The sequence below is a fragment of the Actinomadura barringtoniae genome, from assembly GCF_017573505.1.
Taxonomy (GTDB): Bacteria; Actinomycetota; Actinomycetes; order Streptosporangiales; family Streptosporangiaceae; genus Spirillospora; species Spirillospora barringtoniae.
This window is the reverse complement of the sequence record NZ_JAGEOJ010000031.1, coordinates 68,087-86,274: the sequence shown is the minus strand read 5'-3', so window position 1 is coordinate 86,274 and position 18,188 is coordinate 68,087. Positions and strand designations below refer to the sequence as shown.

18 protein-coding genes are annotated in these 18,188 nt (G+C 70.9%); 8 read left to right on the top strand and 10 right to left on the bottom strand.

Translation table 11 applies throughout. The features are described 5' to 3' along the window. The first annotated feature begins 173 nt into the window (after positions 1 to 173). The 3 genes from J4573_RS48805 to J4573_RS48795 all read left to right on the top strand — a co-directional run bounded on the left by J4573_RS48805 (position 174) and on the right by J4573_RS48795 (position 6,375). A complete protein-coding gene (locus J4573_RS48805) occupies positions 174 to 4,421 on the top strand; it encodes a hybrid sensor histidine kinase/response regulator (RefSeq protein ID WP_372443043.1) in 4,248 nt (1,415 codons plus the stop codon). 61 nt (positions 4,422 to 4,482) lie between these two features. After that, positions 4,483 to 5,127: a response regulator gene (locus J4573_RS48800; protein WP_208263290.1), complete on the top strand. Its 645-nt coding sequence runs from the start codon at positions 4,483 to 4,485 to the stop codon at positions 5,125 to 5,127. A 117-nt stretch (positions 5,128 to 5,244) separates the two neighbouring features. Next, positions 5,245 to 6,375 carry an urease accessory protein UreH domain-containing protein gene (locus J4573_RS48795; protein WP_208263289.1) on the top strand — a complete coding sequence of 377 codons (1,131 nt, stop codon included), beginning with the start codon at positions 5,245 to 5,247 and terminating at the stop codon, positions 6,373 to 6,375. Here the strand turns inward: J4573_RS48795 and gltX are convergent. Then, positions 6,365 to 7,759: a glutamate--tRNA ligase gene (gltX, locus tag J4573_RS48790; protein WP_208263288.1), complete on the bottom strand. Its 1,395-nt coding sequence runs from the start codon at positions 7,757 to 7,759 to the stop codon at positions 6,365 to 6,367. The genes J4573_RS48795 and gltX overlap by 11 nt on opposite strands. Before the next feature lie 97 nt (positions 7,760 to 7,856). Beyond that, positions 7,857 to 8,441, bottom strand: coding sequence for a TIGR03086 family metal-binding protein (locus J4573_RS48785; protein ID WP_208263287.1), 585 nt, complete (start codon positions 8,439 to 8,441; stop codon positions 7,857 to 7,859). 101 nt (positions 8,442 to 8,542) lie between these two features. Between J4573_RS48785 and J4573_RS48780 the strand changes: the two genes are divergently transcribed. Next, complete coding sequence (locus tag J4573_RS48780) at positions 8,543 to 9,178, top strand: NUDIX hydrolase (protein WP_208263286.1); 636 nt, start codon at positions 8,543 to 8,545, stop codon at positions 9,176 to 9,178. A gap of 33 nt (positions 9,179 to 9,211) precedes the next feature. Here the strand turns inward: J4573_RS48780 and J4573_RS48775 are convergent, their stop codons facing one another. Both J4573_RS48775 and J4573_RS48770 read right to left on the bottom strand, forming a co-directional pair. Then, entirely contained in the window at positions 9,212 to 9,973 is a 762-nt protein-coding gene (locus tag J4573_RS48775; protein ID WP_208263285.1) for an SDR family NAD(P)-dependent oxidoreductase, read from the bottom strand. Between the two features lie 97 nt (positions 9,974 to 10,070). Continuing rightward, complete coding sequence (locus J4573_RS48770) at positions 10,071 to 11,081, bottom strand: methyltransferase (protein WP_208263284.1); 1,011 nt, start codon at positions 11,079 to 11,081, stop codon at positions 10,071 to 10,073. 195 nt (positions 11,082 to 11,276) lie between these two features. On the opposite strand from J4573_RS48770, the gene J4573_RS56495 reads away from it, so the two are divergent. Further along, positions 11,277 to 11,909, top strand: a complete 633-nt coding sequence (locus tag J4573_RS56495) for an HNH endonuclease family protein (RefSeq protein ID WP_208263283.1) — start codon at positions 11,277 to 11,279, stop codon at positions 11,907 to 11,909. Positions 11,910 to 11,916: 7 nt separating this feature from the next. Here J4573_RS56495 and J4573_RS48760 read toward each other — a convergent pair whose 3' ends face one another. Further along, complete coding sequence (locus J4573_RS48760; RefSeq protein ID WP_208263282.1) at positions 11,917 to 12,396, bottom strand: MarR family winged helix-turn-helix transcriptional regulator; 480 nt, start codon at positions 12,394 to 12,396, stop codon at positions 11,917 to 11,919. Between the two features lie 62 nt (positions 12,397 to 12,458). Between J4573_RS48760 and J4573_RS48755 the strand changes: the two genes are divergently transcribed. Next, the gene (locus tag J4573_RS48755) at positions 12,459 to 13,391 is read left to right on the top strand and encodes an NAD-dependent epimerase/dehydratase family protein (RefSeq protein ID WP_208263281.1); all 933 of its coding nucleotides are present in this window, start codon (positions 12,459 to 12,461) and stop codon (positions 13,389 to 13,391) included. Here the strand turns inward: J4573_RS48755 and J4573_RS48750 are convergent. Next, positions 13,388 to 13,882, bottom strand: a complete 495-nt coding sequence (locus J4573_RS48750) for an HAD domain-containing protein (protein ID WP_208263280.1) — start codon at positions 13,880 to 13,882, stop codon at positions 13,388 to 13,390. The genes J4573_RS48755 and J4573_RS48750 overlap by 4 nt on opposite strands. Positions 13,883 to 13,967: 85 nt before the next feature. On the opposite strand from J4573_RS48750, the gene J4573_RS48745 reads away from it, so the two are divergent. Further along, positions 13,968 to 14,870: a class II glutamine amidotransferase gene (locus J4573_RS48745; RefSeq protein WP_208263279.1), complete on the top strand. Its 903-nt coding sequence runs from the start codon at positions 13,968 to 13,970 to the stop codon at positions 14,868 to 14,870. Between the two features lie 65 nt (positions 14,871 to 14,935). Continuing rightward, entirely contained in the window at positions 14,936 to 15,751 is an 816-nt protein-coding gene (locus J4573_RS48740) for a PIG-L family deacetylase (protein WP_208263278.1), read from the top strand. 22 nt (positions 15,752 to 15,773) lie between these two features. Here J4573_RS48740 and J4573_RS48735 read toward each other — a convergent pair whose 3' ends face one another. Genes J4573_RS48735 through J4573_RS48720 form a run of 4 tightly spaced genes read right to left on the bottom strand, consistent with a single transcriptional unit; the run spans position 15,774 to position 18,181 of the window. After that, positions 15,774 to 16,607, bottom strand: a complete 834-nt coding sequence (locus J4573_RS48735; RefSeq protein ID WP_208263277.1) for an ABC transporter permease — start codon at positions 16,605 to 16,607, stop codon at positions 15,774 to 15,776. Next, positions 16,604 to 17,476, bottom strand: a complete 873-nt coding sequence (locus J4573_RS48730; RefSeq protein ID WP_208263276.1) for an ABC transporter ATP-binding protein — start codon at positions 17,474 to 17,476, stop codon at positions 16,604 to 16,606. Before J4573_RS48730 ends, J4573_RS48735 begins: the two co-directional genes overlap by 4 nt. Continuing rightward, a complete protein-coding gene (locus J4573_RS48725) occupies positions 17,469 to 17,948 on the bottom strand; it encodes a Clp protease N-terminal domain-containing protein (RefSeq protein ID WP_208263275.1) in 480 nt (159 codons plus the stop codon). Before J4573_RS48725 ends, J4573_RS48730 begins: the two co-directional genes overlap by 8 nt. Next, entirely contained in the window at positions 17,948 to 18,181 is a 234-nt protein-coding gene (locus tag J4573_RS48720; RefSeq protein WP_208263274.1) for an RNA polymerase subunit sigma-70, read from the bottom strand. The genes J4573_RS48725 and J4573_RS48720 overlap by 1 nt, the downstream gene beginning before the upstream one ends. Positions 18,182 to 18,188: the final 7 nt, after the last annotated feature.

The following is an 18,188-nucleotide window of genomic DNA, read 5'->3' as shown; positions in this document are numbered from 1 at the left end:
ACGAAGACTACAGCCCTGTGACCGGTGCACTACTGTGCTGTCCCGGTCCCGCACACCTGAGGATCCGCCCGGTTAGGGCAGGGTTCTCAGGCCCACGGCGACGTAGAGTACTGGTGATGCGGCCCTGAGGAGGTGTCCGTGGTCCCCGGGAACCGACGTCGCGGGCCAGGAGGATGAACAGCATGCCCCGTACCGAGTCGCGCCCTCGCCGCGAGGGCCGGTCTACGGCCGACACCACGCCCCGCTACAGCGACGCCGATCTCGCGCCTCTTCTCAAGGCGCTGGCGGCGGTGCGGGACGGCAGACTCGAAACCGAGCTGGACATACCGGGGGACGGAGCCGTGGCGGAGGCCGCGGCGCTGCTGACCGAGATTCAGGGGAACGGGGCGCACCTGGCCTCCGGGCTGAGCAAGGTGCGCCGTGAGATCGGCCGGGAGGGGCATCTGGCCGAGCGGGTGCCGACCGGCCCGATGAAGGGGTCCTGGGCGTCCGGCATCGAGGACGCCAATGCGATCTTCGACAAGCTGACCGATCTCGCCATCGGGATGTACCAGGTCGTGTCCGCAGCCGCGGCCGGCGACCTCAGCCAGCGCATGGAGCTGCGGGTGCACGGCAAGCCGATGCGCGGCGAGCTGCTGCGGATGGCCAAGTCGGTGAACGGCATGGTCGAGCTGCTCGACCAGTTCACCTGGGAGGTCACCCAGTTCGCCCGCGAGGTCGGCACCGAGGGCCGCCTGGGCGGCCAGGCGCCGGTGCGCGGCATGTCCGGGCGCTGGCGCGACGTCACGGCGGCGGTCAACGCGATGGCGGGCCGCCTCACCTCGCAGGTCCGCGACATCGCCGAGGTGACCACGGCGGTCGCCTCGGGCGACCTGACCCGCAAGGTCACCGTCGAGGCGTCCGGTGAGCTGCAAGAGCTCAAGATGACCGTGAACACCATGGTCGACCAGCTGTCTGCGTTCGCCGACGAGGTCACCCGAGTGGCCCGCGAGGTGGGCACCGAGGGGCAGCTGGGCGGCCAGGCCAACGTGCGGGGCGTGAGCGGGGTCTGGAAGGACCTCACCGACAACGTCAACGCGATGGCCAACAACCTGACCTATCAGGTCCGCAACATCGCTCAGGTCACGACGGCGGTCGCCGAGGGTGACCTGGGCAAGAAGATCACCGTTGACGCGCAGGGCGAGATCCAGCAGCTGAAGGACACCATCAACACGATGGTCGACACGCTCTCCGCCTTCGCCGACGAGGTCACCCGAGTCGCCCGCGAGGTCGGCACCGAGGGCCGCCTGGGCGGCCAGGCACGGGTGCCGGGCGTGAGCGGGGTCTGGAAGGACCTGACCAACAACGTCAACGGCATGGCGTCCAACCTGACCTACCAGGTCCGCAACATCGCGCAGGTCACCACGTCGGTGGCGAAGGGCGACCTGACCAAGAAGATCACGGTCGACGCGCAGGGCGAGATCCTGGAGCTGAAGGACACCGTCAACACGATGGTGGACACCCTGTCGGCGTTCGCCAACGAGGTCACCCGAGTCGCCCGCGAGGTCGGCACCGAGGGCCGTCTCGGTGGCCAGGGCAAGGTCCACGGCGTCAGCGGGGTCTGGAAGGACCTCACCGACAACGTGAACTCGATGGCCAACAACCTGACCAACCAGGTCCGCAACATCGCCCAGGTGACCACCGCGGTCGCCGAGGGCGACCTGGGTAAGAAGATCACCGTTGACGCTCAGGGTGAGATCCTGCAGCTGAAGGACACCATCAACACGATGGTGGACACCCTGTCGGCGTTCGCCGACGAAGTGACCCGAGTGGCCCGCGAGGTCGGCACCGAGGGCCGCCTCGGCGGCCAGGCGATCGTGCCCGGCGCGGGCGGCATGTGGAAGGACCTGACCGACAACGTCAACGGGATGGCCTCCAACCTGACCTACCAGGTGCGGAACATCGCCCAGGTGGCGACGGCGGTCGCGCACGGCGACCTGACCCGGCGCATCGACGTCGACGCCCAGGGCGAGATCCTGCAGCTGAAGACCACCCTCAACACGATGGTCGACACGCTGTCCTCGTTCGCCTCCGAGGTCACCCGAGTGGCCCGCGAGGTCGGCAGCGAGGGCCGCCTGGGCGGCCAGGCCGAGGTCGAGGGCGTCTCGGGCACCTGGAAGCGCCTGACCGAGAGCGTGAACGAGCTCGCCTCCAACCTCACCACCCAGGTGCGCGCGATCGGCGAGGTGGCCAGCGCGGTCGCCCGCGGCGACCTGACCAGCAACGTCGCGGTCGATGCCCGCGGCGAGGTCGCCGAGCTCAAGGACAACGTCAACCTGATGGTCGCGACACTCCGCGAGACCACCCGCGCCAACGAGGAACAGGACTGGCTGAAGACCAACCTGGCGCGGATCGGCGGCCTGATGCAGGGCCACCGCGACCTGATGCAGGTCGCCGAGCTCATCATGAGCGAGCTCACCCCGACCGCGAGCGCGCAGTACGGCGCGTTCTACCTGGCCGAGCAGGCCGCCGACGACACCGAGCTGGTGCTCATCGCGGGCTACGGCGTGAAGAAGTCGCGCAACGGGCGCGTCCGCTTCACCCTCGGCGAGGGCCTGGTCGGCCAGGCCGCGATGGAACGCCGGACGATCCTCATCGCCGACGCCCCGACCGGCTACATCAAGATCGGGTCCGGGCTGGGCGACGCGGTGCCGGTGAACATCATCGTGCTGCCGATCCTGTTCGAGGACACCGTGCTGGGCGCGATCGAGCTGGCCTCGTTCGGCCGGTTCAGCGACGTCCACCTGGCGTTCTTCAACCAGCTGATCGAGACGATCGGCGTCACGCTGAACGCGATCAGCGCCAACACCCGTACCGAGGCGCTGCTGTCGGAGTCCCAGCGCCTGGCGCAGGAGCTGCAGGAGCGTTCCGACGAGCTGCAGCGCCAGCAGGGCGAGCTGCGCCACTCCAATACCGAGCTGGAGGAGAAGGCGGCTCTGCTGGCCCAGCAGAACCGCGCGATCGAGATCCAGAACTTCCAGATCGAGCAGGCGCGGCGGACGCTGGAGGAGCGCGCCGAGCAGCTGGCGCTGTCCTCGCGCTACAAGTCCGAGTTCCTGGCCAACATGTCGCACGAGCTGCGCACGCCGCTGAACAGCCTGCTCGTCCTGGCCAAGCTGCTGTCGGAGAACCCCGGCGGCAACCTCACCGACAAGCAGGTCGAGTTCGCCCGGACGATCCACGAGTCGGGCACCGACCTGCTGGAGCTGATCAACGACATCCTGGACCTGTCCAAGGTCGAAGCGGGCAAGATGGACCTGCACCCGCAGCGGCTCCCGGTGAGCAGCCTGGTCGACTACGTCGAGGCGACGTTCCGGCCGCTGGCGGTCGACAAGGGACTGCACTTCGACGTCGAGGTCGCGCCCGAGGTCACCGCGACGCTGCGCACCGACGAGCAGCGGCTCCAGCAGGTGTTGCGCAACCTGCTGTCCAACGCGGTGAAGTTCACCTCCAAGGGCGAGGTGCGGCTGCGCATCGAGCGCGCGGGCGACATCGACTTCACCCTGCCCGCGCTCTGGAACACCCCCGACGTGCTGGCGTTCCGCGTGATCGACACCGGCATCGGGGTCAGCGAGGACAAGCTGCAGGTCATCTTCGAGGCGTTCCAGCAGGCCGACGGCACGACCAGCCGCCGCTACGGCGGCACCGGCCTCGGCCTGTCGATCAGCCGCAACATCGCGCGGCTGCTCGGCGGCGAGATCCACGCGGCCAGCGAGCTCGGCCGCGGCAGCGTGTTCACCCTCTACCTGCCCGCGCAGTACGTCGAGGCCGACGGGCGGCGCCGGGCCGGGCTGCCACTGGACGAGCCGGTGCCGACTTCCACCGTCACCACCTCGCTCACCGCGGGCGGGGTCGGCGCGGTCGCCGCGGTGAACGCCGCGGGCACCGAGCCCGTACTGGCGATCGAGGACGGCAGCGGTGGCGGGTCGGCCGACGCCGAGCCGGCGCTCACCGGGCTGCTGGACGAGCCGCCCGCCGACTTCCTCGACACCGTGCTGTCGGGCCGCAAGGTGCTGATCGTGGACGACGACGTGCGGAACGTCTTCGCGCTCACGAGCGTGCTGGAGGGCTACGGCATGGAGGTGCTGTACGCCGAGGACGGCCAGGCGGGCATCGACGTCCTGCACCGCAACCCTGACGTCGCGCTCGTCCTGATGGACGTGATGATGCCGGGCCTGGACGGCTACGCCACCACGGCCGCGATCAGGGAGATGCCCCAGTTCGCCGAGTTGCCGATCATCGTGATCACCGCCAAGGTGATGAAGGGGGATCGGGAGAAGAGCCTTGCCTCCGGTGCGTCGGACTATGTCCCCAAGCCGGTTGACGTGGATCATCTCCTCGACGTGATGAGGAACTGGCTGCAGCCCTCGACCGTCCGCTAGGAAGAGGCGGGTGACCGGGCCCGCGCCCACCGCGCCGAACCGGAACGGAGAGAGAGCACGCGTGGACGACAAGGCGAAGATCCTGCTCGTGGACGACCGCGAGGAGAACCTCATCGCGCTCGAGGCGATCCTCAGTTCCCTCGATCAGGACCTGGTCCGGGCACGATCCGGTGAGGAGGCGCTGAAGGCGCTCCTCACCGACGAGTACGCGGTCATCCTGCTGGACGTCGTCATGCCCGGGATGGACGGCTTCGAGACCGCGCGCGACATCAAGCGCCGCAAGAAGACCCGCGACCTGCCGATCATCTTCCTGACGGCGGTGAACAGCGACCCGGACTACGCCTTCCGCGGTTACGCCGCCGGCGCGGTGGACTTCATCTCCAAGCCGTTCGACCCCTGGGTGCTGCGCGCCAAGGTGTCGGTCTTCGTCGAGCTTCACAACAAGAACAAGCAGCTGCGCGACCAGACGACCCTCCTTCGCGAGCAGGCCGCTCTCCTGCGCGAGCAGGCGGCCCTGCTGCAGTCGCGCCCGACCGGGTCCAGCACGGGCTCGGCCACCGACTCCGCGCTGGCCGCGTTGGAGGAGCAGTCCGAGGCCGTGGGCAAGCGGATCCCGCCCGCCCTGCGCCCGGAGTTCGAAGAGCTCGACCGCCGCATCGCCGACCTGCGCGCCGCCTTGAGCAGCCTCGAAGGCGAAGCCTCCTGACCGTCCATATCCGCTCCCGCACGTTGAGGGCATCTCCCAGGACACCCTCGCCTCCCCTGCCGTAGAGCTTGACCCCACCCGCCTCCGGGGACGGTTCCGCTGCGGAGGTGGAGCCGCATGGACACCGCCGCGCTCTTTCTGGCCGGCGCCGGTACGGGCCTGCTCGCGGGCGCCACCACGTGCGCCGCCGTGCAGCTCGGCCTCCTCACGGGCGCCGTTCGGGACGCTCCCCGCCCCACCCGCCCCGTCACCGCCTTCCTCACCGCCAAGCTGATCTCCCACACGGCCCTGGGCGCCGCCCTGGGCCTCGCAGGCTCCACCATCCAGCCAGGCCCCCGCACCCGGGGCGCCTTCCTGGCCACGGCCGCCCTGCTCCTCACCCTCTTCGCGCTCGACCTCCTAGGCTTCCCCCCGGCCCGCCGCCTCCTCCGCCGCCGCACAGGCGATCGTCATGAGGCCGCAACCGGCTGCCATCCACCAGGGATTGGAAACGTTTCCAAACGCTCGGCCCGCCGTTCTCCCGCCTGCGCCCCGCTCGGCTCGGCTGCGGAGACAGCCGTCGGCACACCTGCCGACGCGGCCGTTGGAAACGTTTCCAATCTGCCGTCGACGGCCACAGGTGTGGCGGCGGACGGGCGGAGCGGGCGGCCGGTTGTGCTGGGCGTAGCGACCTTGCTGGTGCCGTGCGGGTTGACGTTGACGGCTGAGCTGGCGGCGGTGACGTCGCGGTCGGCCTGGGGCGGCGCTGCGGTGATGGCCGGGTTCGTGCTGGGGACGGTGCCGGTGTTCGGGCTGGTGGGGGTGACGATCGGGCGGACGATGGCGCTGTTGCGGGGGCGGTTGTCGGCGTTGCTCGGGGTGGGGTTGCTGGCGCTGGCCGCTTGGACGCTCATGTCGGGGCTGCGGCTGGGCGGGTGGCTGCCTGAGGGCGGCGGGCGGGCGGCGGCCGACTCGGGGCGGTTCGTACGGACGGAGGCGGGCACGCAGGTCGTCAGCGTGTGGGCGCTCGACCAGGGTTACCGGCCGGCGCTGCTGGACGCGCGGGCGGGCGTACGAACGGTCCTGGAGATGCATACCGAGGGGACGACCGGGCACACGCGGGCGTTCACGATTCCGTCCAAGGGGCTGGACGTGGTGCTGCCGTCCAAGGGGACGACGCGGATCGACCTGGGCACCCCGGGGCCGGGCCGGCTGCGCTTCGTGTGCGCGTCCGGCCACTACCCCGGGGCGATCACGTTCAGGCGGTGAGCTTGGCCCGGGCGGCGGCAATGCGCGCGAGGGTGCGCTCGCGGCCGAGGATCTCCAGCGACTCGAAGAGCGGCAGGCCGACCGTGCGGCCGGTCACGGCGACGCGGACCGGGGCCTGGGTCTTGCCGAGCTTCAGGCCGTGGGCGGTGCCGATCGCCTCCAGGCGGGTCTTCAGCTCCTCGGTCTCCCACGGCGCGTCCCGGTAAGCCTCCTCGGCGGCGGCCAGGATCTCGGCGGCGGGCTCCTTCATCCCCTTGTTCCAGGACTGCTCGTCGAACGGCGGCTCGTCCAGGAAGGCGAAGTCGACCATCTCCACGATCTCCGACAGGAGCGCCAGGCGGGTCTGGGCCAGCGGCGCCAGCTGGTCGAACGTGGTGGGGTCGTAGGAGAACGGGGCCTCTTCGAGGAAGGGCTGGCACTCGGCGACGAAGCGCTCGATGGGCAGGGCACGGATATAGTCGCCGTTGATCGCGCGCAGCTTCTTGACGTCGAAGAACGCGGGCGAGGTGTTGACGTCCTCGATCCGGAACTCGTCCACCATGACGTCCCAGGGAACGATCTCGCGGTCGTTCGAGGGCGCCCAGCCGAGCAGCATCAGGTAGTTGCGCATGGCCTCGGCGAGGTAGCCCTCGGCCCGGTAGTCCTCCAGCGCCACCTTGTCGCGGCGCTTGGAGAGCTTCTGGCGCTTCTCGTTCACGATGACCGGGACGTGCGCCCAGACCGGCGGCGTCCCGCCGAGCGCCTCCCACAGCAGCTGCTGTTTGGGCGCGTTGGACAGGTGCTCCTCGCCGCGCACGACGTGGGTGATGCCTTGGCTCATGTCGTCGACCGCGTTCGCGAGCAGGAACGTCACCGAGCCGTCGGCGCGGGCGATGACGAAGTCCTCCAGCACCGCGTTCTCGAACACCGGCTTGCCGCGCAGCAGGTCGACCACCACGGTCTGGCCCTCGTCGGGCGTGCGGAAGCGCAGCGCGCGGCCCTCGCCCGGCCCTAGGCCGCGGTCACGGCAGAAGCCGTCGTAGCCCTTGTGCTGGTCGCCGGTGCGGGCGATGACGTCCTCGCGCTTGCAGTCGCAGTAGTACGCCAGGCCCGCGTCGATCAGCGTGCGGACGGCCGTTTGGTGCTTGTCGGCGTTGGCCGACTGGAAGTAGGGGCCCTCGTACTCCCCGCCGTCCATGCCGAGCCAGGCGAGGGCCCGGATGATGCCCTCGGTCCATTCGGGGCTGTTGCGCGAGGCGTCGGTGTCCTCGATCCGCAGCACGAGCGTGCCGCCCGACTGCTTGGCCATCGCCCAGTTGAACAGCGCCGACCGGGCGCCGCCCACGTGGAACATGCCGGTGGGCGAAGGCGCGAAACGTACACGGATCGAAGATGCGGAAGCCATGGCACCAAGCGTAGAGCGCTCCGGGCCCAGCTCGCGCACGGATATCCCGCGCGGCGCGCCCGCGACCACCTCGCGCGGCGCGCCCGCGCCTGCCTCCTTATGGGGTCCACTGCGGGTCGCGGCCTGCCAGGCCGAGCAAGCGGTCCAGCTGCGGCGCCGACTCGGGCACGGGCACCTCTTCACCGAACGCCCCGTACTGGCGGGCCATGTCGGCGATCGACGCCGCGCCCTCGTAGGCGGCCTGGATCAGTTCGGGTGCGAACTCGGGCCGCTGACCGGTGGCGGCGGCCAGGTCCCAGCCGTGCATGATCCACTCACCGAAGACCATCCCGCCGATGACGGCCGCTGGCATGCCGGGTCCCGTGCCGCTGAGGCTGGTGTTCCCCTCCCAGGCCTCGGGACTGGACGCCCACGCCTCGGCGGTCTTGAGCGCCTGCGCGGCGAACAGCTCGCGCCAGTCGCCGTCGGCGGTGAAGTCGTGCTCCTCGGTGGGCTCGGCGGGCGGCTGCTGCTTGTGCGCCGCGTACTCGCCCCGGCCCGTCCAGAAGACCAGGTGGTTGGCCAGGCCGCGCGCGTCCCAGTCGGGGCAGGGCGTCGGCCCGTCCAGGGCGTCCGCCGGCACCGCCCGCACGATCCGGACGGCGGCCTCGGCGGCCGGGATCATCAGGTTCCGCAGTTCCATGGCTTTCTCCTCGATCATCCGTTCGAATATTCTCCCACGCTAGGCACGGCGGAGATCGCCGGTCTTGAAGAAACGCGCCACGCGGCTGAGAGGATGCGCCCATGGACGCGCCCCTGACGGATCACCTGCGCAAGCTCCCGGACTTCATCGAGACCGCCAGGCAGCGGCTGCGCGAGTTCCGGCACACCACCGTCCCCGACTCCCCCGGCCTGCGCCGTGCGGGCGTCGTGATCTGCGTGGTCAAGGACGAGGGCGTTCCGTCGGTGATCGTCATCAAGCGGGCCGCGCGCGGCCGGAACGCGGGCCAATGGGGGCTGCCGGGCGGGCGGCTGGAGGAAGGCGAGAGCCCCGAGCAGGCGGCGCTGCGCGAGCTGGAGGAGGAGCTCGGGCTGGTCGCGGGCCCCGCCGACGTCCTCGGCAGGCTCGACGACTTCCCGGCCTCGTCCGGGTTCGCGATCTCGCCGATCGTCGTGGCGCTGACCGACCCCGGGCCGCTGCGGCCGAACGCGGAGGTCTCGTCGGCCCATGTGGTCACGCTGGGAAGGCTGGCCGCCGACGAGACGCCTCGCTGGGTGGACGCCCCGGGCGGCGGCCGCCTCCTGCAGATGCACCTGGGGCCCGGCTGGCGGGTGCACGCGCCGACCGGGGCGATGCTGTGGCAGTTCCGCGAGGTGGTGCTGCTCGGGCGGGACGAGCGGGTGGCCGACTTCCAGCAGCCCGACTGGACCCGCCGCTAGCGGCCGTGGAAGGCGCTAAGGCCTTATCAGCCGCTAGAACGAGCCGCCGTCGACCACGATGCGCTGGTCGGTGACGTAGGACGCGCCGTCGGAGACCAGGAAGCGGATCACATCCGCGACCTCCTCGGGCGAGCAGACGTGCCCGAACGGCGAGGCGGCGTCCTGCCGGCGGATGTCGTCCACGCCCATCGTCGCCTTGACCAGCCGCTGCCCCATCTCGGTGTCGACCAGGCCGGGCGCGACGATGTTGACGTGGATCCCGTGGCCGCGCTCCTCCTTGGCGAGGGTGTGCGCGAGCGCCTCCATGGCCGCCTTGCCCATCGCGTACGGGGCGCTGAACGGCGGGAACACCCCGGTGATCATGCTGGAGACGAAGACGATGTCGCCGCGTCCGGCCCGCCGGATGAGCGGCAGCAGCGCCTGGCTGAGGTGGTGCGGGCCGTGCGCGTGCACGCCGAGGACGCGGGCGAGCTCGGCCGGGTCGGTGTCGGCGACGCTCTGGCCGCGGCTGGCGATGCCCGCGCTGTGCACGAGGACGTCCAGGCGGCCGAAGTCCTCCTCCAGCCTGGCGGGCAGCGCCCGGCAGTCCTCCAGGGAGTCCACCGAGGCCCGGTAGGCGCGCGCCGTGACGCCCCGTTCCTCCAGGTCGGCGACGGTCTTGTTCGCCGACTCCTCGTCCCGCCGGTAGGCGATGGCCACGGAGGCTCCGTCCTCGGCCAGGCCGAGCGCCACCGCGCGGCCGATGCCGCGGCTGCCCCCGGTGACCAGGGCCACGCGACCGGCAAGTGAGCTCATGGAATCTCCTATGTCAGAGGTGGAACGGCGCCTCCATCCTGCACGAAGACGCCGCTCCACAGTAAGTGGCCCCTGACACAAGCCGCCTGGCCGGCCCCTACGGCGCAGGCGCGGCCTCGACGACGCTGTAGTTGGTGGGCGGCGCCTCGGTGATGCCGGTGAGGGTGAATCCGGCGGCGGCCAGCATCTCCCGGAACTCCTTGGCCGTACGTTCGCGGCCGCCGGTGCAGACGAGCATGTTCATGTCGCTCATCACCGGGCCGGGGGTCGCGGGCGTGACCATCTCCGGCACGAGGGTCTCCAGGAGCAGCAGCCTGGAGTCGGGCCCGGCCGCCTTGCGCACGCTCCGCAGGATGGCCAGGGACTTCTCGTCGTCCCAGTCGTGGATCACGCTCTTCAGAACGTAGGCGTCGATCCCGCCCGGCACGGACTCGAAGAAGTCGCCCGCGACGACGTCGCATCGATCCGCGACCCCGGCCGCCTCCAGGATGCCCGCCGACTCCGCGAGCCCCTTGTCGAGGTCGAACAGCACGCCCCGCTGTGCGGGCGCGGCCTTCAGCAGGGCGGCGAGCAGCGTGCCGTCACCACCGCCGAGGTCGGCGATCACCCCGAAGCGGGCGAAGTCGTAGGCCTGCGTGAACGCGGGCGCGATCTCGCGCGTGTGGTCCGACATCGCCGCGTTGAACGTGACCGCCTCGTCCGGGTTCTCGGCCATGTGCTCGAACGGGCTCTTGCCGATGATCCGGTCCCAGGCGGACTCCCCCGTGCGGATCGTCTCGGTGAGGTCGCCCCAGGACTCCCACACCGACGGGCTGCAGAACAGCCTCACCAGCTGCCGCTGCGAGGTGGGGCCGCCGTCCTTGAGGCGTTCACCGTCCTCGGTCAGCGCGAAGAGGTCGGGCTCGCGCTGCTCCAGCATTCCGAAGCAGGTCAGTGCGCGCAGCATGCGATGCAGTGAAGGCGCGTGCGTCCCGGTCTCCTTGGCCAGTTCCTCGCTGGACCGCGGCCCGTTCGTGAGCGCGTCCGCGATGCCGAGCTCGGCCGCCGCGAACACGATCTGCGCCGGCATGTATCCGAAGGCCAGGTCCACCAGCCGTGATCTCGCCATTTCCGGCTCCTCTCGTCGTGCCTCCGACGCTAGGAGCCCACCTCCGGCCCGGTATTGGACGTTTGTGACCGGCGGATGCGGCAGGCCCAGGCGGCCGCCGAAGCTGATCTTGACCTTTACCGAAAGGACATCTCTCCTTTATCACCTCAAAAGAGACTGGGGCGGCTCATGATCCCGAGCCCTTAAGGAGCTCCCGTGAAGCGCACGGGGATCACCGTCACCGCCCTCGCCGCAGGCCTCACGGCCACCTTCCTCGCCGCTCCCGCGGCGCAGGCGGCGCCCCCCGCCCCTCCCGGCAAGGCCGTCTCCATCAAGCACCTCAAGGCGCTGCGCGTCGCCAAGGAGGGCTCGCTGTCCGGCTACAGCCGCGCCAAGTTCCCGCACTGGATCGACGTCGCGGGTGCGTGCAACACCCGTGAGCTGGTGCTGAAGCGCGACGGCAAGAACGTCAAGGCGCACGCCAACTGCGCGCCGTACTCGGGCACCTGGTACAGCCCGTACGACGGCGCCACCTGGCGCAAGCCCTCCGACGTGGACATCGACCACATGGTCCCGCTCGCCGAGGCGTGGCGTTCGGGCGCGCGCGGCTGGACCACCAGGCAGCGCCAGGGGTTCGCCAACGACCGCGCCAGCTCGCAGCTGTGGGCCGTGACCGACAACGTCAACCAGGCCAAGGGCGACAAGGACCCGGCGAAGTGGCTGCCGCCGCGCGCCTCGTTCCGCTGCGTGTACGTGCGTTCGTGGGTGGACGTGAAGTACCGCTACCGCCTCACGATCGACACCGCGGAGAAGAAGGCGCTCACCCGCCTGCTCAACGCCTGCCGCTAGCCCTGCGCTAGCCGTCCGCTCGCGGCCCCGGCCCGCCCGCCTCGTCGAGGACGGGACCGGGGCCGGGATCGGGGCCGTCGGTCATCCGCTCGATGATCTTCGTGAGGGCGGTCTCCAGAACGCGGCGCTCCTCGGCCGTGAGGGTCGCCGTCGCGTACGCCTCAAGCCGCCCGCGCGCGCCCTGGATCGGCTCCTCGACGGCCCGGCCGTGCTCGGTCAGGTAGAGCCGGACGAGCCGCGCGTCGCTCTCGTCGCGGCGCCGCACCAGCAGGCCCGCCGACTCCATCCGGGTCGCGGTGTTGACGACCGTCGGCGTGCTCACGCCGAGCCGCGCCGACAGCTCCCCCGGCGTCAGGCCGTCCTGCGCCCACAGCACTTCCAGCAGCAGGTTCTGGCCGATCCGCACGCCGTGCGCGGTCATCGCCTCGTCGACGGCGGTCCGCACGAGCTTCTGCGCCCTGGTGAGCAGTCTGAGGATGTCGCCCATGCGAGGAGTTTAGTAGCATGCTAATCATTAGCGTGCTAGCGACATTCGGAAGGGCGGATCGGATGATCCTCATCACCGGCGGGCTGGGTTTCCTCGGCACCCACACCGCACGCGCGTTCCTCGACCTCGGCGAGGGCTGCGTCCTCACCCGCCACCGCACGGCGCGGGTCCCCGGCTTCCTCGACGGCTCCGGCGCGTTCGTCGAGCAGGTCGACCTCACCGACGGCGCGGCGGTCCTGGAGCTGGGGCGGCGTCACCGCATCACCGGCATCGTGCATCTGGCCGCCGCCGGGATCGGTTCTTCCCCGATCGCGGCGGTGCGGGCCAACACGACGGCGTTGCTGAACGTTCTGGAGGCGGCCGAGGCGTGGTCGGTGCCGCGCGTGAGCATCGCCAGCACGATCGGCGTCTACGCGGGCGTGGAGGGAACGCCGTTCCGCGAGGACATGGCGCTGCCGACGCTGGCCGTGCACGCGATCCAGGCGTCCAAGCGGGGCGCCGAGCTGTACGCGTCGCTGGCGGCCGATCACGCGGGGTTCGAGGTCGCGTGCCTGCGCATCGGCGGGCTCTGGGGTCCGCTCGGGCGCGCCGAGTCGCGTTTCCTGACGCTCCCGCAGCTCGTGCACGCGGCCGTGCGCGGCGAGACCCCCGGCTTCGCGCTCCCCTACGCAGACGACGCCGCCGACCTCTGTTACGTGAAGGACTGCGCGCAGGCGATCGTGCTCCTGCAGACCGCCGGCAAGCTCGGCCACCGCGTCTACAACGTCTCCTCGGGACGTGCGACCAAGAACGAGGAGGTGGCAGCCGCGATCAACGCGGCGATCCCCGGCGCCGGGATCTCACTCCCCGAAGGACGCGACCCGTCCGGGCCGCCCGAGGACCTCTACCTCGACACGACCCGCCTGCGCGAGGACACCGGCTTCGAGCCGGCCTACGAGATCGAACGCGGGGTCGCCGACTACGTGGCGTGGCTCCGCGCGGGGAACGAGATCTAGAGAGCCTTCAGCCAGTCGGCGGCCAGCCGGATGTGCTCCTCGGTGAGCCCGACCATCGGGTCGATCCTGACGAGCAGGTGGTCGCCGACGCCGTCCTCGGCCGCGATGCACTCGGTGACGTCGGGCTCGTCCTCGAACCAGACGAACGGCCGTCCCTCGACCCAGGTGGCCACGTGCCGCGCCTTCCACGCCCCCAGTGTGTTGCCCTCCTCCACGCCGGGGAACTGCGGGATGGGCACGTACGGCAGCTCGGGCAGGCCGACCTGCGGACCGATCCACTGGTTCGCGCGGTCGCACCAGTAGGAGGCCCAGGCCAGCTCCGAGCCCGTGGAATCGACGAGATCGAGCAGCCACTCGCCGTGCGCGGAGTAGAGCCAGAGCTTGAACATCACGCCGTTCGGCGCGCACCGAAACCGGCGGAACCCGCGATGGGGGCGCTCGAAAGGATTCAGCACACCGTCGACGTCGAGCAGTACCAGCGGCGTCCCCATACCGGTGACCGTACGGCATCGACCCGCGCGCATGGAACCTTCCGAGGGCCTGGCGAGGCCCCCGAACGTGGGCCATCGTGAGGGGATGTGCCGACTCTTCGGTATGACCACCGGCGGCCCGCGCGTGCGCGCCACGTTCTGGCTCCTGGACGCTCCGCAGAGCCTGAACGCGCAGAGCCGCCGAATGCCCGACGGGACGGGCCTCGGCTGGTTCTCGCTCGGTGACGAGCCGGTGCGCGACCGGGCGCCGGTGGCGGCGTACGAGAACTCCGACTTCGCTTCCGAGGCGCGCAACGTCGTCTCGCACACCTTCGTCTCGCACGTGCGCTACGCCTCGACGGGCGCGGTCGACGTCCACAACTGCCACCCCCTCGACATGAACGACCGGCTGTTCGCGCACAACGGGGTGGTGCAGGGGCTGGACGTGCTCGACTCCTGGCTGACCGACGTGGACCGCGCGCTGATGGAGGGCCAGACGGACTCCGAGCTGGTCTTCGCGTACGTGATCGCGGAGATACGGCGGCACGGCGACACCACGGCCGGGCTGATCTCGGCGGTCCGGCGGATCGCCGCCGAGCTGCCCGTGTACGCGCTCAACATCCTGCTCGCCGAGCCGCACCGGCTGTGGGCGCTGCGCTACCCCGACCCGAACGAGCTGTGGGTGCTGGCGCCCGAGCTCGGCGGCTTCGGCGGGGTGCATCATCTGGCCTCCGACCACGAGCTCGGCAGCCTGGACGTCGCGACGGCCAACGGTGAGGGACCAGGCCAGGGGCAGGGTGACCAAGACCACACCACCCCCGCGTACGTGATCGCCAGCGAGCCGATGAACCACGACCCGGACTGGCGGCTGCTGGCTCCGGGCGAGCTCCTGGTGGTGGACGGGCTGGAGGCGCGGTCGCTGTTCCCCTTCGACGCGCCCGCCCATCCGGTGCGGCTTGCGGACCTGTCGCTCAGCGAGGCCACGTCCCAGGCAAGATCACGGAGTTGATTGTCCGAGGCCGAACGTAGAGTGGATCGGGTCCGTCAGATCGTTTCCCGAGGAGTCGCCGACCCATGGAGCACCAACTCACCCTGATGGCGGTCCACGCCCACCCGGACGACGAGGTTCTCAGCACCGGCGGCCTGCTCGCGCGCTCCGCGCAGGAGGGCGTCCGCACCGTTCTGGTCACCTGCACCAACGGCGAGGGCGGTGACGACGACGCCGGCCGCAAGCCCGAGGACGAGGGGCACGACGGCGAGGCGGTCGCGCGGCGGCGCCTGGCCGAGCTGCGCGAGTCGGTCGGCCTGCTCGGCATCTCCGACCTGGAGCTGCTCGGCTACCGCGACTCGGGCATGGAGGGCTGGAGCACCAACGCCCACCCCGAGGCGTTCGCCAACGTCCCGCTGGAGACCTCGACCGCCAAGCTGGCGGCGCTGATGGAGCGCTACCGGCCCGACATCGTGGTCACCTACGACGACAACGGCGGCTACGGCCACCCCGACCACATCCAGGCGCACCGGATCGCCGTCGCCGCGTCCGAGCGGACCGGGATCCCGCGCAAGTTCTACGAGACCGCCGTGCCGCGCTCGGGGGTGGAGCAGATGTTCGAGCACGTCAAGACGCTCGGCATCGACCCCGGCTTCGAGCCCGACGAGTCGTTCGGCACCCCGGACGAGCTGATCACCAGCGCCATCGACGTGTCGGCGTACGTGGTGCAGAAGCGCAAGGCGCTGGAGGCGCACGCCAGCCAGGGCGAGAACATCTTCCTGCTGCGGCTGCCGGAGGAGATCCAGCAGCTGATCTATGGCACCGAGTCGTTCGTCCGCCGCTTCAGCACCGTGCCGGTGCCGGACGACATCGAGAGCGATCTGTTCGCCGGGCTCCGCTAGCGGCGATCCTCCCGGGGCGGGCTCAGCCGACTCGTCGCAGAGCCCGCTCGCGGTAGGCGGCCAGGCGCGAGCCGGACTCGCGGCGCGCCATCCGGCTCAGCACGATCGGGGCGAGGGCCAGGCCGACGATGGCCCACGCCCCGAGCACGCCGAACGTCTCCAGGTGCCGCCAGGAGTGGCCGAGCTCGACGCCCGCCATGGCGTCCGGCAGCAGCGCCGAACGCATGCCGAGCCCGAGCCAGTAGACCGGGAAGACCTGGGCGACCGCCTGCAGCCAGCCGGGCATCGCGGTGATCGGGTAGAAGATCCCGGAGATCGAGACCAGCGCGAGCACGGGCAGCGACATCAGGCCCGCGCCACGCGGGCTGGAGATCAGCGAGCCGAGCACCGCGCCGATCGACTGCGTCGCCACCAGCCCGAGCGCCAGCACCCAGGCGAGCGTCAGCCAGGACCGGGCCGCGCCCAGCTCCAGCCCGTCCACGATGAACGCGCCGGGGACGAGCAGGATCGCCAGGTAGGCCAGGACGGCGCCGGAGGTGGTGACGAGCTTGCCGATGAAGTAGGCGTGGATGCCGTGCGGGGTGGCCTTGGCGCGCAGGAGGGTGCCGTCCTCGCGTTCGGCGGTGAGGTACTGGATCACCAGCAGCATGCCGAGCGCGATGAACATCCCGAGGACGCTCGGCAGGATGAGCGAGCCGAGCTTGATCCCGCTGTCCCGGAACCGGTGGTCGCGCAGGAAGAAGATCGCCACGAGCGTCAGCGCGGGCCACAGGATCTGCGCGACCAGTTCGCCGCCGCTGAACGCCTGGCGAAGCTCGATCAGTCCGCGGGCGATCCCCGCGCGCAACGCCGTCATCGAGACGCCCCTTCCCTCTCGGATTCCGCTCGTCGCACCAAGGACAGGTAGGTGTCCTCCAGCGACGAGGAGCGCACCTCCAGGCCGGAGACGGCCCCGCCGTGCCGGGTGAACAGGTCGAACACGAACCGGGTCCCGTCCTGCACCGACTTCACGTGCCGCTGCCCGTCGAGGGTCCAGCGCACCTCGTCCTCCCCCACGAACCGCCGCGCGAGCTCCTCGGCGGTGCCGTCGGCGACGATCGCGCCGCCGTCCAGGATGAGGATGCGGTCGGCGAGCTTCTCGGCCTCGGCCAGGTCGTGCGTGGTGAGCAGGATCGTCGTGTCGCCCGCCGCGGCCAAGGCGAGCACGAGGTCGTGGAAGTCGCGGCGGGCCTGCGGGTCGAAGCCCGCGGTGGGCTCGTCCAGGAACAGCAGCTCGGGGCGGCCGACGATGCCGATCGCCACGTCCAGCCGCCGCCGCTGCCCGCCCGACAGCCTCCGGACCTGCTTGCCGGCGTGCTCGGTGAGGCCGACCGCCGCCATCAGCTCGTCGATGTCCCACGGCCGTTCGTAATAGGAGCCCTGATGCGCGAGCAGTTCGCGCACGCGCCACTTGGCGTGGTCGCGCCAGGACTGCAGAACGATGCCGAGCCGTGCCCGCCAGCGCTCGTCGCCGCGCGCCGGGTCGGCGCCGAGGACCTGCACCCGCCCTCCCGAACGTGTCCGGAAGCCTTCGAGGATCTCGATCGTGGTGGTCTTGCCCGCGCCGTTCGGGCCGAGCAGCGTGAGCACCTCGCCGCGGCGAGCCTGGAAGGTCACCTCGCGCAGCACCTCGGTGGCGCCGTAGCTCATCCGCAGGCCGTCGGCCTCAAGGGCGGTGTCACTCATCGCTCAGCGACTCCCGTACGCGCGCCTTGAACTCGGCCCGGTCGACGCCCGCCACGTCGAGCGCGCGTGGCACGGTGCCGACGTTGAGCTCCAGCACGCCGAGCAGCAGGTGCTCGGGCCGCAGCTTCTTCTTGGTGCCGGCCGCGATCATGCCCCGTTCGATCACGAGCTTGGCGGAGGTGCCCAGCCGTGACGGTTTGCCGGGCGACGGGCTCGGCCCGGGCAGGCCGTCCTCTGGGAACGAGATCCCGGCGGCGCCGAGGCTCTGCCGGAACTCGCCTTCCAGCGCGTCGCGGAACCCCTGGCGGTCGAGCCCCACCGAGCCGAGCAGGCCCTGCACCTCGTCCTGTTCCGCGGTGGCGATCGCCAGCAGCAGGTGCTCGGCCTCGATGGTCGCCGACCCGGTCTGCTGGGCCTCGACCGCGGCCTGCTCCGTGACCGCCTGTAGGTACAAGGCGAATTCACTCGCCATCAGCGCCTCCTCGGGAGATCGACGCCCGCGGCGATGAGCCGTCTGGCGTGCTTCTTGTGGACCGCCTGGCGCGTGATGCCGAGCGCCTCGGCGACCTCGGACCAGGTCCAGTCGCCGCGCATGGCCTGCTCGACCGCGGCGTCCTCGAGGCGGTCGGCGAGGCGCCGCAGCGCCACGACGGCCGCGAGCCCGTCGGCGGGGTCCTGCGGCGTGGGAATCTCGACACCCGACATATAAGCA

Bases quoted from the DNA above. Each gene is read 5' to 3' on its own strand.
- J4573_RS48805 (WP_372443043.1), top strand. From the start codon at position 174: ATGAACAGCATGCCCCGTACCGAGTCGCGCCCTCGCCGCGAGGGCCGG.
- J4573_RS48795 (WP_208263289.1), top strand. From the start codon at position 5,245: ATGGACACCGCCGCGCTCTTTCTGGCCGGCGCCGGTACGGGCCTGCTC.
- gltX (WP_208263288.1), bottom strand. From the start codon at position 7,759: ATGGCTTCCGCATCTTCGATCCGTGTACGTTTCGCGCCTTCGCCCACC.
- J4573_RS48785 (WP_208263287.1), bottom strand. From the start codon at position 8,441: ATGGAACTGCGGAACCTGATGATCCCGGCCGCCGAGGCCGCCGTCCGG.
- J4573_RS48780 (WP_208263286.1), top strand. From the start codon at position 8,543: ATGGACGCGCCCCTGACGGATCACCTGCGCAAGCTCCCGGACTTCATC.
- J4573_RS48775 (WP_208263285.1), bottom strand. From the start codon at position 9,973: ATGAGCTCACTTGCCGGTCGCGTGGCCCTGGTCACCGGGGGCAGCCGC.
- J4573_RS48770 (WP_208263284.1), bottom strand. From the start codon at position 11,081: ATGGCGAGATCACGGCTGGTGGACCTGGCCTTCGGATACATGCCGGCG.
- J4573_RS48760 (WP_208263282.1), bottom strand. From the start codon at position 12,396: ATGGGCGACATCCTCAGACTGCTCACCAGGGCGCAGAAGCTCGTGCGG.
- J4573_RS48755 (WP_208263281.1), top strand. From the start codon at position 12,459: ATGATCCTCATCACCGGCGGGCTGGGTTTCCTCGGCACCCACACCGCA.
- J4573_RS48750 (WP_208263280.1), bottom strand. From the start codon at position 13,882: ATGGGGACGCCGCTGGTACTGCTCGACGTCGACGGTGTGCTGAATCCT.
- J4573_RS48745 (WP_208263279.1), top strand. From the start codon at position 13,968: ATGTGCCGACTCTTCGGTATGACCACCGGCGGCCCGCGCGTGCGCGCC.
- J4573_RS48740 (WP_208263278.1), top strand. From the start codon at position 14,936: ATGGAGCACCAACTCACCCTGATGGCGGTCCACGCCCACCCGGACGAC.
- J4573_RS48735 (WP_208263277.1), bottom strand. From the start codon at position 16,607: ATGACGGCGTTGCGCGCGGGGATCGCCCGCGGACTGATCGAGCTTCGC.
- J4573_RS48730 (WP_208263276.1), bottom strand. From the start codon at position 17,476: ATGAGTGACACCGCCCTTGAGGCCGACGGCCTGCGGATGAGCTACGGC.
- J4573_RS48725 (WP_208263275.1), bottom strand. From the start codon at position 17,948: ATGGCGAGTGAATTCGCCTTGTACCTACAGGCGGTCACGGAGCAGGCC.
- J4573_RS48720 (WP_208263274.1), bottom strand. From the start codon at position 18,181: ATGTCGGGTGTCGAGATTCCCACGCCGCAGGACCCCGCCGACGGGCTC.